General features: G+C 66.7%; 13 protein-coding genes. All 13 read right to left on the bottom strand.

Features of this window, described 5'->3' with window-relative positions:
• Window positions 1-4: 4 nt before the first annotated feature.
• The 13 genes from FOB72_RS07310 to FOB72_RS07255 all read right to left on the bottom strand — a co-directional run bounded on the left by FOB72_RS07310 (window position 5) and on the right by FOB72_RS07255 (window position 13,656).
• Complete coding sequence (locus tag FOB72_RS07310; protein WP_150371919.1) at window positions 5-1,246, bottom strand: ABC transporter substrate-binding protein; 1,242 nt, start codon at window positions 1,244-1,246, stop codon at window positions 5-7.
• A gap of 133 nt (window positions 1,247-1,379) precedes the next feature.
• On the bottom strand, window positions 1,380-2,435 hold the full coding sequence (locus FOB72_RS07305) for a cyclase family protein (RefSeq protein WP_150371918.1): 1,056 nt from the start codon (window positions 2,433-2,435) through the stop codon (window positions 1,380-1,382).
• Between the two features lie 4 nt (window positions 2,436-2,439).
• Complete coding sequence (locus FOB72_RS07300) at window positions 2,440-3,273, bottom strand: IclR family transcriptional regulator (protein ID WP_150371917.1); 834 nt, start codon at window positions 3,271-3,273, stop codon at window positions 2,440-2,442.
• Window positions 3,274-3,459: 186 nt separating this feature from the next.
• On the bottom strand, window positions 3,460-4,659 hold the full coding sequence (locus FOB72_RS07295) for an AI-2E family transporter (RefSeq protein ID WP_150371916.1): 1,200 nt from the start codon (window positions 4,657-4,659) through the stop codon (window positions 3,460-3,462).
• Window positions 4,660-4,879: 220 nt separating this feature from the next.
• On the bottom strand, window positions 4,880-5,029 hold the full coding sequence (locus FOB72_RS32150; RefSeq protein ID WP_191002216.1) for a hypothetical protein: 150 nt from the start codon (window positions 5,027-5,029) through the stop codon (window positions 4,880-4,882).
• 168 nt (window positions 5,030-5,197) lie between these two features.
• Window positions 5,198-5,647, bottom strand: a complete 450-nt coding sequence (locus FOB72_RS07290) for a hypothetical protein (protein WP_150371915.1) — start codon at window positions 5,645-5,647, stop codon at window positions 5,198-5,200.
• Window positions 5,648-5,730: 83 nt separating this feature from the next.
• Window positions 5,731-7,908: a TonB-dependent siderophore receptor gene (locus FOB72_RS07285; RefSeq protein ID WP_150371914.1), complete on the bottom strand. Its 2,178-nt coding sequence runs from the start codon at window positions 7,906-7,908 to the stop codon at window positions 5,731-5,733.
• A gap of 196 nt (window positions 7,909-8,104) precedes the next feature.
• Window positions 8,105-10,096, bottom strand: a complete 1,992-nt coding sequence (locus FOB72_RS07280) for a response regulator (RefSeq protein WP_223851454.1) — start codon at window positions 10,094-10,096, stop codon at window positions 8,105-8,107.
• Window positions 10,086-10,985 carry a sensor histidine kinase gene (locus tag FOB72_RS07275; RefSeq protein ID WP_150371913.1) on the bottom strand — a complete coding sequence of 300 codons (900 nt, stop codon included), beginning with the start codon at window positions 10,983-10,985 and terminating at the stop codon, window positions 10,086-10,088. Before FOB72_RS07275 ends, FOB72_RS07280 begins: the two co-directional genes overlap by 11 nt.
• 2 nt (window positions 10,986-10,987) lie before the next feature.
• Window positions 10,988-11,980 carry an anti-sigma regulatory factor gene (locus FOB72_RS07270; protein WP_223851453.1) on the bottom strand — a complete coding sequence of 331 codons (993 nt, stop codon included), beginning with the start codon at window positions 11,978-11,980 and terminating at the stop codon, window positions 10,988-10,990.
• A gap of 28 nt (window positions 11,981-12,008) precedes the next feature.
• Window positions 12,009-12,431 carry an anti-sigma regulatory factor gene (locus FOB72_RS07265; RefSeq protein WP_223851452.1) on the bottom strand — a complete coding sequence of 141 codons (423 nt, stop codon included), beginning with the start codon at window positions 12,429-12,431 and terminating at the stop codon, window positions 12,009-12,011.
• A gap of 1 nt (window position 12,432) precedes the next feature.
• A complete protein-coding gene (locus tag FOB72_RS07260; RefSeq protein WP_150371911.1) occupies window positions 12,433-12,792 on the bottom strand; it encodes an STAS domain-containing protein in 360 nt (119 codons plus the stop codon).
• Window positions 12,793-12,804: 12 nt separating this feature from the next.
• Window positions 12,805-13,656: an STAS domain-containing protein gene (locus tag FOB72_RS07255; protein ID WP_150371910.1), complete on the bottom strand. Its 852-nt coding sequence runs from the start codon at window positions 13,654-13,656 to the stop codon at window positions 12,805-12,807.
• Window positions 13,657-13,709: the final 53 nt, after the last annotated feature.

Below are 13,709 nucleotides of genomic sequence, written 5' to 3'. Positions count from 1 at the left end.
CGGTTTATTTCTTCATCAGGGGGCATTGGGATTTGGACGGCGGCATAAAGGCCTGGTCGCCGGGCACAGTGGCCAGCACCTTGTAGTAGTCCCACGGATACTTGGACTCGCCGGGCGCCTTGACTTCGAACAGGTACATGTCGTGGACCATGCGGCCGTCCTCGCGAATGCGGCCGTTCTTCGCGAAGAAGTCGTTGATCGGCATCGACTTCATCTGCTTCATGACGGCCGCGGTCTCGTCGGTCCCGGCGGCCTGTACGGCCTTGAGATAGTGCGTCACCGACGAATAGACGCCCGCCTGGCTCATATTGGGCATCTTCTTGACCTTGTCGAAGTACTTGCGCGACCACGCGCGGGTTTCGTCGTTCATGTCCCAGTAGAACGCTTCCGTCAGTACGAGCCCCTGCGCGGTCTTGAGGCCGATGGCATGGATGTCGTTGATGTACAGCAGCAGCCCCGCCATGCGCTGCGCGTTGTTGCGCGTGAGGCCGAACTCGGAGGCCGCCTTGATCGCGTTGACGGTATCGCCGCCCGCGTTGGCGAGCCCGACGACCTGCGCCTTGCTGGCCTGCGCCTGCAGCAGGTAGGAGGCAAAGTCGCTCGCGCCCGTGGGATGCCGCGAGGCGCCGAGCACGGTGCCGCCGGCTTCCTGCACGACCGCCGTGGCCGACTGCTGCAGCGTGTGGCCGAACGCGTAGTCGGCGGTCAGGAAGTACCAGGTCTTGCCACCGCGCTGGACCATGGCCTTGGCCGTGGTGTTGGCGAGCGCGTAGGTGTCGTAGGCATAGTGGACGGAGACCGGCGTGCACAGGTCGTTGGTGATGCGCTCGGTGCCGGGACCCGAGAACACGACGATGCGGTTCTTCTGCTTGGCCACGTCGAGTACCGCGAGCGCGGGGGCGGAGGCCGCGACGTCGAGAATGGCGTCCACGTGGTCCGTATCGAACCACTCGCGCGCCTTGTTGGCGGCGATGTCGGCCTTGTTCTGGTGATCGACCACCACGAGTTCGATCTTCTTGCCCAGCACCTTGCCACCGAAGTCGTCGATGGCCATCTGCGCCGCGGCCGCGCTGCCGCGGCCGGTCACGTCCGCATACAGGCCGCTCATGTCCAGCAACAGACCCATCTTGACCACGTCGTCGGAAATGCCGGGTTTGGGTTGCGCGGTGGCCTGGCCGGCCGGCAGTGTGCCGAACGCAGCGAGCGCGAGCGCGCCGAGGGCCTTGCGGCCGAAGGGAATACGCATGGTTGTCTCCTGAGTTTTTTCTGGGTTTCTAATGGGTGTGTCTTGGTGCGTGCCGCCTTGAAATTAGCAATTAACCGCCAAGATTTGGTTCCGGCCGCATTGGGCGGCCGGCAGGCGTGTGGCTCACCTGCGTTCAGACGGTGGCGATCGGTGTCGTCGGGGATCCGACCGCGCCCGGCAATCGCAGCGGCGGCGCGGTCAGCATGAAGCGCGTGCGCTGGTGCGCGCGCAGCCAGTCGGCAAGCTCCTTCAGGTACCAGAGTTCGCCGAGCGGCAGCCCGAGCTTGAACAGGCAGTGGTGATGGAGCGGCAGCATCGGATGCGTGGCCTGGCCGGCCGGCGCGGGGCGCGCCGGAAAGCGCTCCACCGCATAGTTGTCCGCGATCAGCGCGGCAATGCCCGCATCGGTAATCCACCGCAGCAGCCGCTCGTCGCGGCCATCGAGCGCGCAGCAGCTGTGGTGCAGCACTGTCTCGTCGGGATCGCGGGCCATCGACAGCACGACTTCCGAGAACCCCGTACGCAGCAGCAGCATGTCGCCGGATTCGACCTCGGCGCCGGTGGCCTCCATCGCGCGCATCAGTTCGTCGTAGCCGATATCGCGAAACTCGGTGCCGTACACGTGCGCAAGATCGACGAGCACGCCCCGGCCCTGCATGCCCTTGACCGCAAAGTTCTCGATGCCCAGTGCATCCGCGTGGCTGTGTTCGTGCCCGCATGGGTGCGCGGCAAAACCGGCGTCCTCCGCGTAGTCCATCGGACCGACGATATGGTCGTTGGCGCGATAGCCGTTGTAGTAGACGCGCTCGGCGCGGCCGTCGCCATCGGCATCGAACAACGCCCCGACGTGCGCGAGCGAATCCCACTGGGTCGAATACTGGAGCGACAGCAGCACCTGGTCGTCGCTGATCACGTCCGTCGCGGCCGGGTGCACCTTGGCGAGCGGAAAGTTCAGATAGGGCGTGTCTTCCCGGAAGGTGGGCCGCAGCACGGGCGGGTGCCGGCGCGGATTGAGCTTGTTGCCGCCCGGATAGTCGAGCGGCAGCGACAGGCAGAAGCTCAGCCCTGCCTGAATCTCGCGCGCGCCCCTGACCACCTGCTCGGGACCGATCAGATTCACGCGTCCCAGTTGATCGTCGGGACCGAAGTCGCCCCAGTTGGAACCTTCCGGACGTTCTTTCCAGCGCATGCGGTCAAGCCTCCTCGATCGTGGTGGTTGGGGTGGCGGTGCGGACGGGGGTGGCGCGCGCGAGGGCGGGGGCGTTCGGCGCAGGGGCACGGCCGCGCCATGTCGCGCAGATCGCCTCGGCCTCGCGGCGCAGCGCGCGGGCGATGGTCGCCTCGCGCTCGGTAATGCGTTCGTTGAGCGCGGCCATGCTGATCGCGCCGAGCGGATAGCCGTTGGCATCGGGCAGCGCGATGGCGATGCCCCCCATGCGCTCGACCACGACGTCCAGCAGCACCGCGTAGCCGCGCTCGCGCGTGGCGTCGATATGGCGGCGCAGCACGTCGGCGTTGAGGCGCGTATAGCGCCGCAGCGAGGGGGCGATGCAGCCGAGCACGGCCTCCACCTCGCTGTCGGGCAGCGCGGCCAGCAGCGCCAGGCTGCCGGCACCCACGCCAAGCGGGCGGCGGCTGCCGATATCGAGGTAGTTCGCGCGAATGGGGAAGGTGCCGAGGCGCAGTTCGATGCAGACCGATTCCCAGCCGCTGGGCACGGAGAGGATGGCGGAGTCCTCGAAGGCGTTGGCCAGCCGGATCAGCGCGGGCCGGACGACCGGCCGCAGGTCGAAGCGGCGCTGCGCGGCCGATTGCAGCGTCAGCCATTCGCGGCCCGGGGAAAAGGCCTTGGTATCGGGGTCGCGTTCGACGAGCCCCTCGGCCACGAGCGTCTCGAGCAGGCGCAGCGCGGAGGCCTTGTCGACGCCTGCCGCGGCGGCCACGTCGGTCAGCCGCGTATGGCGTGCATCCGAGAGCGCGCGCAGCAGCCGGCAGGCCTTCTGCAGGGACGTGCTGGGTACCGTCACCAATGTCTCCTCTTTTCTGGAATTTCGCCACGTGAAACTCCGCGGGCGGCATCCTTGTGGCCCATGCGGCATTGGCACGGGCGTTAGAGCAAGGTTATAGGCGAACGGATGCGGCAGGTCATTCTGCGCTGCATCAATGTTTTGCGGGATGAAATTATTGCCCGGTGAAACCGGGCAGGCGCGGCGTCATTCGCCGAGAAACTCGGCAAGGAGCTCGAGGCCCTCCACGTGATCGGCGACGACCTTGGCGATGACCGCCAGCGGAATGGCCAGCAGCATGCCCCATGTGCCCCAGAGGAAAGTGAACAGCAGCAGCGCGACGAACACGGCCACGGCGTTCATGCGTGCCATGCGTCCCGTCATCCAGGTCGTGACCACGGAGCCGATCAGCGTGGCGATCAGCAGCGAGCCGCCGGCCGCCATGGCCGCGATCCCGAGCGTGCCGAACTGCATGAAGGCCGCGACGCCGAGGCAGATGGCGATGAGCACCGCGCCGAAGTACGGCACGAGGTGCAGCGCCGCCGCGGCAACGGCCCACGTACCCGCGTTGTCCATGGCGAGCCATTTGAGCAGCAGCCACGTGCAGGCCCCCAGCGCCGCATTGGTGAGGAGCAGCATGAGCATGTAGCGCTGGATCGAGCGGTTGATTTCCGCGAGCATATGCACGCTGATCTTCTTCTGGCTGATGGTCTTGCCGACCATCTTCACGAACTTGCGCTTGAACATGTCGCCGCCGAGCAGCAGGAACCATGTCAGGAATAGCACGGCCGTCGCCTGCGCAAGCATCGAGAAGACGCCCGCGGAGCCGAGCCACAGCACATTGCTGAGACCATCGCTGGGACGCTCCACGACCACCTGCGGCGCGCGCGCCGGCACGGGCTGTCCGGTGCCGCTGAGCACGGTGGCGGCACGGCGCACTTTCTGGATCATCGAGTCGTCCCCCGACATCAGCGCACCGAGCGACCGCGAGAGCTTGCCCGCGATCTCGGGCAGCCGATCGACGATCGATTCGATCTGGCCCTGCAGCAGATAGGCGAGGCAGGACAGCAGCGAGCACATCGCGAGCAGCACGAAGGTGGCGCCGACGCTGCGCGGCACGCGATAACGCTGCAATCCCGCCACGAGCGGATCCAGCAAGTAGGCGATGACGATCGACATCACCACCGGGACGAGGAACGTGCGGGCCGCATGCAGTGCGTACAGGCAGGCCAGTGTGGCCAGTATGACAAGCGCGATGCTTGCCCGCCGCTGGTAGAGCGCCGGCGTGGGATCGCCGTCGGCGGTAAAGAAGGGCGGCGAGGCCTCCGGACCACTGTCCGGCTGAGCAACCGGCTCCGGCGTGATTTCCTGCGGAGGGGGCGGGAAGGGCGGCGCGACGGCGGACATGATGGGCGGCGATCTGTAGGTAAGCGGGGTAAGCGTAACGGGGCAAGCAGGGCACGATGGGGCACCATGCCCTGCTTACACGATAGCCAACCCGATGCCACATGCTGTCGGCGCGCCGCACCTCGGCCTGTAGGACAGGGGCGGAAAAGAAAAAAGCCCGGCAGGACATGACCGGGCTAACAAGGGAACGGTGCGGCGCAGCGCACGGCAGCGCGGTGCGTTACCGGCGGTCCTCCGTTTGCGGGCGCGTGCGCGGTTTCAGCGCATGCTGCCGCAGCAGAGGGTCATTCTTGAGCACCCAACGGGCGCCGTAGGCCAGTGCAACGATGCAGGCCAGCATGTACGCAACGATCGCGGTCAGAGTCATCATGTTTCTTCACGGATGAGGGTTGCGACCGCAAGGCTAACGGCAGGTCGAATCAAACAAAAACGCGACGAAAGCTGGCGGGCCGGAATGTGACCCGGATTGTAGGGAACGTCGTTACGCTTGGCGTCTGAAACTTTTTGTAGGCCGATCTAAGCGCGACTAATATCGCGCTCAGCCATAGCAACCGAGGTCGTATTGCTGCGTGCGCAGGGCGCGATGGCTCTCGCGATAGCGGCGCGACCCCTCCCATGTGGGGGATTCCACGATCGCGCGTTCACTCGCGCGAAGCTGGAATTCGAGCATCTGACACTCGGCCCAGAAATTGTTCTGCGCAATGCGATAGCGTTGCTGATCGAGCGTCCACTGTGCCTCTCGCTCGCGAACTTCGGCGGCGAGCACGCGCGCATATGCGGCGTCCTGCTGGCGCGACGCCGGCGTGCTGCGCGGCACGGTGGTGATGTTGGCTTTCATGCCGGCGGTGATATTGGCGTATCCCGCCGGACAGGTACCGTTCTGGTAGAGGATGCCGTCCGGTCCCTGGCATTTGGTAACGGCATGCGCCACGTTGCCCGCAAGCAGCAGCAACAGGGACAGCAGGGACGATGCGAGCGCGCGGGTCATGACGATCCCCTCGATGCATGAACGATGGATTTATCGTAGGCAGCGATCGCGGGGTTCGCCAGTCGGACGGACGTTTCCGAGCGTCAGTACGTGATTTTCGCGTTCAGGCTGATCGCGCGCGGATCGGCCGGCTGCATATAGTCGGCGTACTGGAAGCCCCAGATGCGCTTGTTGGTCAGGTTGGCCAGCACCGCGCGCAGCGTGACCTCGCGGCCCGCCACGCGCGTGGTGTAGCTGGCGCCCGCATTGAACACGGTGTAGCCGCCCAGCGCAATATCGCCGGCGGGCCGCAGCTTCACGCTGCCCGTGTACTTGCCGTCCACGCCGATGCGCAGGCCCGGCACGAACGGCACGCGATAGCCCACGGCGCCCGCGAGCACGAGCGCCGGCGCGCCCGCCACGCGATTGCCGTCGTTCTGCACGCCGCGCGCATAGCGCGCATGCAGGTACATCGCGCTGGCCTTGAGATCCCATTGGCCGACGCGCGTGTAGCCGTCCAGTTCCACGCCCTGATACACCTCGAGCCCGTCCTGCGCCATATAGTTGCCCTGGCGGTACTGGGCGCCGCGTTCGAGGCGGAACAGCGCCGCCGTGCCGGTCCAGCGGTCGCGGTCGGTCTTGGCGCCGACCTCGTACTGCCGGCTGCGGACCGGATTCAGCTGCTGCCCGAAGTTGGCGAGGCTCTGGTCGCTCACCAGCGTGCCTGGCTCCAGCGATTCCACGTAGCTGGCATAGAGCGTCGTACCCGGCGCCGGCTTGAACATCAGCGCCGCAGTGGGCGAGATGACGCCGCTCTTGCTGTAGACGCTCTTCGTCGTGCCGCCGCGGTTGTAGTTGTGCTGCGAGAAGTTCGTGTAGCGCACGCCGGCGAGCACCGACCAGCGCTCGGTCAGTTGCAGCGTGTCGGAGAGGAACGCGGCCTTTTGCTCGATGTCGCTCGCGCGGAACGTGACGAGGCCATCCGGCTGATAGAAGACATTGGTGCTCGGCTCGAAGATATTGCCGGTGCCGAGCAGGAAGTAGCGGCCCGTGCCGCGGCTATAGAAGTTTCGCTGCTTCTGGCCGGCCACGCCCGCGACGATCTGGTGGGCGAACGGCCCCGTGCGGAACCGGCCCTCCACCATGGCATCGACATAGTTGAACTGGTGCCCCTGAATACCGTAGTAGCGATAGTCGTCGTAGTCGCCGGCGCTGTTCCGCAGCACGTAGGACGACTCGTTGCGGTTGCGCGATTGCTTGGAGAAGCTGTAGCGCGTGGTGAGCGTCCAGTCCGGGGAGAGCGCGTAGCGCAGGCCTGTCGTGTAGAGCTGGAGGTTCGTGTACAGATGCTGGTCCGGCCCGGCAAAGACGCCGCCACGGCCGCTGACCATGGCCGGCAGCCGCGTGCCCTGGATCGCATAGGTCGCGAACGTGGGCGTCTGGCCCCAGGCATTGCGGTCCTGATAGAGGCCGTCGAATGTCCACGTGAGCGCGGGGGTGACGCGTGCTTCGAGGCCCAGCGACGCCGCGTTGCGGTTCATGCCGACCGCGTTGGCGGGCTTGCCTTCCTCGTGCGTGAGGTTCACGCGGTAGCCGAACCGGTCGTCCGGCCCCACGCGCCCGCCGAGGTCGAGGTGCTCGCCCCAGAGATGCGCGGTGCGGTATCCGAAGTCGATGCTGGCCAGCAGCGGCTCGCCCGGCGCGGGCGGCTTCTTCGTGACGTAGTTGAGCGCGCCGCCCGGCGTGGCAAATCCATACATGAACGCCGAAGGCCCTTTGAGCAGTTCCACCTGCGCGAGCTGTTCGTATGGCAGCGTATTGCCGTAGCCGACGTAGGGCATGCCGTTGATCTTGAAGCCGCGCTGCCAGTCGAGCGGCACGCCGCGCACGGTCAGGTACGAATTCCACGCGCTGTTGCCATTGCTGTTGTCCGTGACCGAGGCATCGAGCGCGAAGATGTCGCCCAGTTTGGTGACCTGGCGGTCGGCCAGATCCTCGCCGGTGACGATGGTCGTGGAGAACGGCGTGTCGAGCTGCGAGCGGCTGCCCAGCGCGCCGTTGGCGAAGGGCGTTTCCAGCTGGTGCCCCCTTGCGTCGTTGGCGGCAAGCGTGGGCGCGGTGACGGTGACGGCGGGGAGGGTGGTGGCCGCCGGGGCCGCATGGGCGAGCGTGGTGCCGCAGAGCGGGAAGCCCGTCAGCACGACAAGCCGCGCCAGGGCCGCGAGCGGGCGGATGGCGCTAGCCGGAGAGGGAGCGAGCGGGGAATGCAAACTGGATGTCATCTTCAGTGGCTCATGGAGAGCGAATCGCGCACGGATGCGAATGATTCGCGTTTGAAAGCCACGAATGGTGCCTATCCAGTAGGCCGTGTGAAATCGGAGATTTATGAAATTTGGCGCGTATTTCCGCTAAATAGCGCCAAAATTGCCGCCTAATGGCGGCAATTTCGCATAGCGTGTTCGGAAATTTCCGGAGGGATCAACGTCCGGGGCCCAGCGTCGCCTCGATCGCGTTGAGCAGGTCCTGCAGGCGCAGCGGCTTGCCGCAGACCGCGTCGAAGCCTGACTCCAGCGACACGCGGCGGTCCTGCTGGCGCGTGAAGGCGGTCAGCGCGATGGCGGGCACGCGCGGCAGCGACTCGAGCGTCTCGCGGATGCGGATGTCGCGGATCAGATCGTTGCCGTCGCGGCCGGGCAATCCGATATCGCTGATGACCAGGTCAGGCGTGGCCCGACTAATCTGCGCAAGGGCTTCGTCGCAATCGCGCGCACAACGGACGCGCGCGCCGTAGCCGGTCAGAATCGTCGAGAGCGCGGCCGAGGCGTCGGCGTCGTCTTCGACCACGAGGATATCGAGCGCCTGAAGCGGCACCGGCTGATGGGCCAGCACGGGCTGGCCGCCCGAGGCGTCGGTATCCGTGGGCGCGGTTTCGTGGAGCGGGATCGTGACTTCGAACGTCGAACCCTGGTTCTCGCCGCCGCTGCGTGCCTGTACCGACCCGCCATGCATCTCGGCCAGATGCTTGACGATGGCGAGCCCGAGGCCGAGGCCGCCGTGCTTGCGGCGGTTTGCATCGTCGCTTTGGGTAAAACGGTCGAATAGCAGCGGCAGGAACTCGGCGGAGATACCACGGCCCTGATCCATGACGGTGACCTGCAGCGCGTCGCCTTCGGGGCGCGCGATCACGCGCACGGTGCCGCCTTCGGGCGAGAACTTGATCGCGTTGGAGAGCAGGTTCCACAGAATCTGCTGGAAGCGCGCGGGGTCGATGAACGCTTCGTTGGTCAGCCCCGGCGCGAACTCGGCGTCGAGCGTCACGCGGCGGTCCTGCGCGGCAGCCTCCATGCTTTCGATGGCGCTGCGAATGACGTCGGCGGGATTCGTGCGTTCGCGCTCGAGCTTGAGCTTGCCGACGTTGAGCATGGACACATCGACGAGGTCCGCCACGAGCCGGCGCTGGATCGCGATATTGCGTTCCACGGCGGCCAGTCCGCGCCGGCCCTCGTCGGAGTCGATATGGCGGCCGAGCACATGCGTCCATACCGAAATCACGTTGAGCGGATTGCGCAGCTCGTGCGAGAGGATGGCGATGAAGTCGTCCTTCATGCGGTTGAGCCGCTCGACCGCCGCGCGCGCGGCCTGCTCGCGCTCGATCAGCTGCTCGCGCTGCTGTTCGAGGTTGACGCGGTCCGTGATGTTCGATGCCACCGCGACCTTGACGCCGGTCTCGAGCACGGAAGAGATGCTCCATTCGAAGAACGTGAGCTGGCCTTCGGCATCGAGCAGCGGGAACGCGCCCTGCCAGCCGTGGTTGGCATGCGGGCCCGTGGCTTCCTCCACGCGCTCCCGCCAGCCGGGCGGGGCGAACGATGCGACCGGTTGCCCCACGAGCTCCTCCGGCGGGCGGCGCAGCACGCTCTGCATGGCCGGATTGACGTCGACGAACCGGCCATCGAGATCGATCGTGCAGATGCCGCCGATGGCCTGATGGTAGATCGCGCGGAAACGCGACTCGGACTCCCGCATCGAGCGTTCGGCCGCGCTGGCACGCAGCAGCGACGAGATCGTCGCCACGAGCACGGCGGGTTCCGCCGGGTGGATCAGATAGGCGCTGGCGCCGGCGTCCAGGCCGCGCACCTTGTCGTAGTCCTGGACGTACGTAGCCGACAGGTGGACCACCGGCACGGTCGCCGTGTCATGGCGCTCGCGCAGCATGCGGCAGACCTGGAACCCGTCGATATCGGGCAGGTTGACGTCGAGCACGATCGCGGAGACCGTCACGTCCGCGCGCTGGAGCGCTTCCTGCCCGCTTTCGGCCTCGATGGTGCGAAAGCCCGCGGCGGACAGCGTGCGGACTGTCGCATAGCGCGTGACGGGATTGTCGTCGACGACGAGTACCAGGGGCGCGATATCGCGGCCCGGCATCGTCGGTGCCGAGGGTGCCGGCGCGGGCATCGCATCATTGCCCATGGCTGCCTCCGTGTGTATTGGCGTCGGCGTTCGACGGCGCGCCGTAAGTCACGGGCAGCGTGACGTAGAAGCGCGAGCCGACGCCGACCTCGCTTTCGAACCCGACATGGCCGCCCAGCACCTCGGCCAGCCGCTTGCTCAGTGCCAGTCCGAGGCCGGATCCGCGATACCGCCGCTGCAGCGGCGAGTCGATCTGCACGAAGTCCTGGAACACCGCGCCATGCGCTTCGGCGGGGATGCCGATGCCGGTGTCGCGCACGGAGAACGTGATGGTGGCCGGGTTGTCGCTGTGCGCGGCGATGCGGACCTCGCCGCTCGGCGTGAACTTGAGCGCGTTGGAGATGAAGTTGCGCAGGATCTGCGACAGCTTGCGATCGTCGCCGAACAGCTTCGGGATATCCTGCGGTTCCTCGAAGATCAGCGAGACCTCGGGATTGGTCAGCACGGGCTTGAACATGCCGCGCAACGCATCGAACAGCACCACCATGTCGAACCACGCCGGGGACACATCGACGCGTCCCGCTTCGAGCCGCGCGAGGTCGAGCAGGTCGTTGACCATGTCGGCGAACTCCGCGGCGGTATCGCGCACGAACGTGACCTGCCGTTCCTGCTCGGTCGTGAGCGGGCCGTCCACGCGATCGATCAGCAGCCGCGTAATGCTCTGGATGGCCACGATGGGCGTCCGGAATTCGTGGCTCATGTAGGCGAGGAAACGGCTCTTGAGCTCCGTGGCCTGTCGCAGCTGGTCGGCCTGGATATCCAGTTCCGAGTACAACGCCAGCACGCCGCGGTTCGTTTCCTCGAGCTCCGCGCGCAGCGCTTCCACTTCCTGCGTGCGCGCATCGAGCAGGGCCTGCAGGGTGGCGGGGTCGTTGTCGAGTTCGGCCATGTTCAGGTCTCCGCGCGGCGAATCACCACCACGGTGGCGTCGTCGCGGCCGCGGCAGAATTTCCAGATGACGAAGGCGGCCACGAGGGCCGGGTCCCGTTGCAGCAGACTGCGATCCTCCAGTTGCCAGCGCGACTGTACGCCGTCCGAGCAGAGCAGCAGCAGCGCGTGGGCGGGCCACTCCATGTCCTGCTCCTGCACGTTCGATCGCAACTGCACGCCGGCGGTGCCGTTCTGCGCCAGCAGCGTGCGGTCGGTCACACCGGAGAGAATACGCCCGACGACGTTGCCGGCGCCGGAAAAACTGACGCGGCCCGTCGCGGCGTCCGCCTGCGCGATGGCGATCGCCGCGCCGCGCGTGCCGCGCAGCGCGTTGTGCGCGAGTTCGACGAAACGGCCCGCGCCGCGGGGCCGCGGCCGATGGAAAGCGGCCAGCGCGGCATCCGCGGCGACCGCGGCGTCCGGGCCGTGGCCGAGGCCATCGGCGACCATCACTTCGATGGTACTGGCGTCGATGTTGACGCTCCAGCCGTCGCCGCTGACGCGCTCGCCCGGCGCGGCCAGGCAGATGGCGCCAACCGCGAAACCGGGCAGGCGTCGCGCGGCGCCGCTGCGGTCGCGTTCGCGATAGAAGCGGGCCAGTACCAGCGTGCCGTCGCCGGCCTGCGAATGGATGTCGAAGTCGTCCGCCATGCGCTGCATCGCGCCAAGCCCCTGGCCTGCGCTGCCTGCGGTGGAATAGCCGTCGCGCATGCAGGCCTGGATATCGGCAATGCCGGGACCCTGATCCATCGAGATGAGTTCGATGGCCACGCTGTCGTTGATCGTGCGCGCGCCGATCAGCAGCCGGCCGCCCACCGCGTGTCGCAGCAGGTTGTTGCCGAGCTCGTTGACCACGACGGCGAGCCGGCCAGACTGGATGGCGTCGAACGCGAGACGCGTGGCCAGATCCGCCGCGAACCGGCGCGCCTCGCCAACGCGGCTCGGATCGCCCATGGGGAACGTGACGTGGGGGCCGTGGGTGCTATTTCCACCGAGTGATGCTGACACAGGTCCCCTCACCAACGTTGGTACGGATGGCAAATTCATTTACCAGTCGCTTGCTGCCGGACAGGCCCATGCCGAGCCCGCTGCCCGTGGTCCAGCCGTCGACCAGTGCCTGCTCGACGTCCGGAATGCCGGGCCCCTTGTCCTCGAAATGCAGGCGCAACCCCTTGCGCACCGTGTCGCCAATCACCTCCCAGCGCATTTCGCCGCCGCCGCCGTAGACGACGGTATTGCGCGCGAGCTCGCTGGCCGCGGTGATCATCTTGGTCTGCTCGACGAGCGAGAACTTGAGTCCGACCGACAGGGTGCGCACGATCGCGCGCGCCTGCACGATGTCGCGCTCGTCGCGCAGGGGCGTGTTGCCCGTGGGCGCCATCGCGCCGCTTGGTAGGACGCTCATGTCATTGGTCCTGTGCGGCGTCGAGCATGGCCATGCCGCGCTCCACATTGAGGGCGGTACGCACACCGGTCAGCGATAGCCCAAGCTCCACGAGCGTGATGGCCACCGCGGGCTGGATGCCCACGACGACTGTTTCCGCGCCGAGAATGCGCGCGATACCGGAGATGCTGACGAGCATGCGGCCGATGAAGGAGTCCACCATCTCGAGCGCGGAGACGTCGATCAGCACGCCGCGCGCGCTGGTCTTCTCGATCCGGTTGGCCAGGTCTTCCTGCAGCTGCAGCGCGGTCTGATCCTGCATGTCGATCTGGATCGTCACCAGCAGGAATTTGCCCATGCGCAGGATTGGAATGCGTTCCATATCGGCTCCCGCTCAACCGGCGCGGCGTGCGACCGTATGGCCCGTGCGGCGCAGGGCCTCCGACAGGGCATCGGCCAGCGTGGCCTTGGTCTGGATGCCCTGGAGGTCGATGCCAAGGTGCACGATGGTCTGCGCGATCTGCGGACGGATGCCGCTGATGATGCTTTCGGCGCCCATCAGGCGGATGGCGGTAACGGTCTTCATCAGATGCTGCGCCACGAGCGTATCGACCGTGGGCACGCCCGTGATGTCGATGATCGCCAGTTCGGAGCCGGACTCGACCAGCCGCTCCAGAAGCGTCTCCATGACGATCTGCGCGCGGCTGCTGTCGAGCGTGCCGATGACGGGTACCGCGAGCACGCCATCCCATAGCTTGATGACCGGCGTGGAGAGTTCAAGCAGCTCGTGCTGCTGGCGCGAGATGATCTCCTCACGCGAGCGCTGGTATGTGGATATGGTCCATTGCGCCATGCGATCGACGATCGCCGACGCGGCCCACAGTACCTCGATCTGGGATTCCAGCTCGCCACGATGGCGCTGCAGGCCCTCGAAGATCGGTCGCTTGATCGCCAGCACGAACGCGCTGGTCACGTCGGCCGTTTCGCCTTGCGCGGCGCGCGAGGCCGAGAGTTGCGCGAGCACGTCGCGCAACGGGGTCCATGCGGTGGATTCGAAGCCGGCCGCATTGCCGTCGGCCCGGACGCCGGCCTCCAGTGCCTTGAGGATGGCCATCTGTTCCCCGAACAGGGTCTGGCTGACGCCGCGGCCGCCCGCGTTGGCCTGATATTCGGCGGTCCAGCTCTTGACGATGGCGTCCTGATCGTCACGAAGCAGGTCGGCGAGGCGCTGGTTTTCTTGTCGCATGGAAGTATGGGTATCGGTTTCGGGCAGGGCCGGCACGGACTGCGGCATTGCAG

Source organism: Cupriavidus pauculus (genome assembly GCF_008693385.1).
Classification (GTDB): domain Bacteria; phylum Pseudomonadota; class Gammaproteobacteria; order Burkholderiales; family Burkholderiaceae; genus Cupriavidus; species Cupriavidus pauculus_D.
This window is presented reverse-complemented; position numbering and strand designations above follow the sequence as displayed.

Bases quoted from the DNA above. Each gene is read 5' to 3' on its own strand.
- FOB72_RS32150 (WP_191002216.1), bottom strand. From the start codon at position 5,029: ATGATGACTCTGACCGCGATCGTTGCGTACATGCTGGCCTGCATCGTT.
- FOB72_RS07275 (WP_150371913.1), bottom strand. From the start codon at position 10,985: ATGGCCGAACTCGACAACGACCCCGCCACCCTGCAGGCCCTGCTCGAT.
- FOB72_RS07290 (WP_150371915.1), bottom strand. From the start codon at position 5,647: ATGACCCGCGCGCTCGCATCGTCCCTGCTGTCCCTGTTGCTGCTGCTT.
- FOB72_RS07295 (WP_150371916.1), bottom strand. From the start codon at position 4,659: ATGTCCGCCGTCGCGCCGCCCTTCCCGCCCCCTCCGCAGGAAATCACG.
- FOB72_RS07305 (WP_150371918.1), bottom strand. From the start codon at position 2,435: ATGCGCTGGAAAGAACGTCCGGAAGGTTCCAACTGGGGCGACTTCGGT.
- FOB72_RS07310 (WP_150371919.1), bottom strand. From the start codon at position 1,246: ATGCGTATTCCCTTCGGCCGCAAGGCCCTCGGCGCGCTCGCGCTCGCT.
- FOB72_RS07285 (WP_150371914.1), bottom strand. From the start codon at position 7,908: ATGACATCCAGTTTGCATTCCCCGCTCGCTCCCTCTCCGGCTAGCGCC.
- FOB72_RS07255 (WP_150371910.1), bottom strand. From the start codon at position 13,656: ATGCGACAAGAAAACCAGCGCCTCGCCGACCTGCTTCGTGACGATCAG.
- FOB72_RS07260 (WP_150371911.1), bottom strand. From the start codon at position 12,792: ATGGAACGCATTCCAATCCTGCGCATGGGCAAATTCCTGCTGGTGACG.
- FOB72_RS07265 (WP_223851452.1), bottom strand. From the start codon at position 12,431: ATGAGCGTCCTACCAAGCGGCGCGATGGCGCCCACGGGCAACACGCCC.
- FOB72_RS07280 (WP_223851454.1), bottom strand. From the start codon at position 10,096: ATGGGCAATGATGCGATGCCCGCGCCGGCACCCTCGGCACCGACGATG.
- FOB72_RS07270 (WP_223851453.1), bottom strand. From the start codon at position 11,980: ATGGGCGATCCGAGCCGCGTTGGCGAGGCGCGCCGGTTCGCGGCGGAT.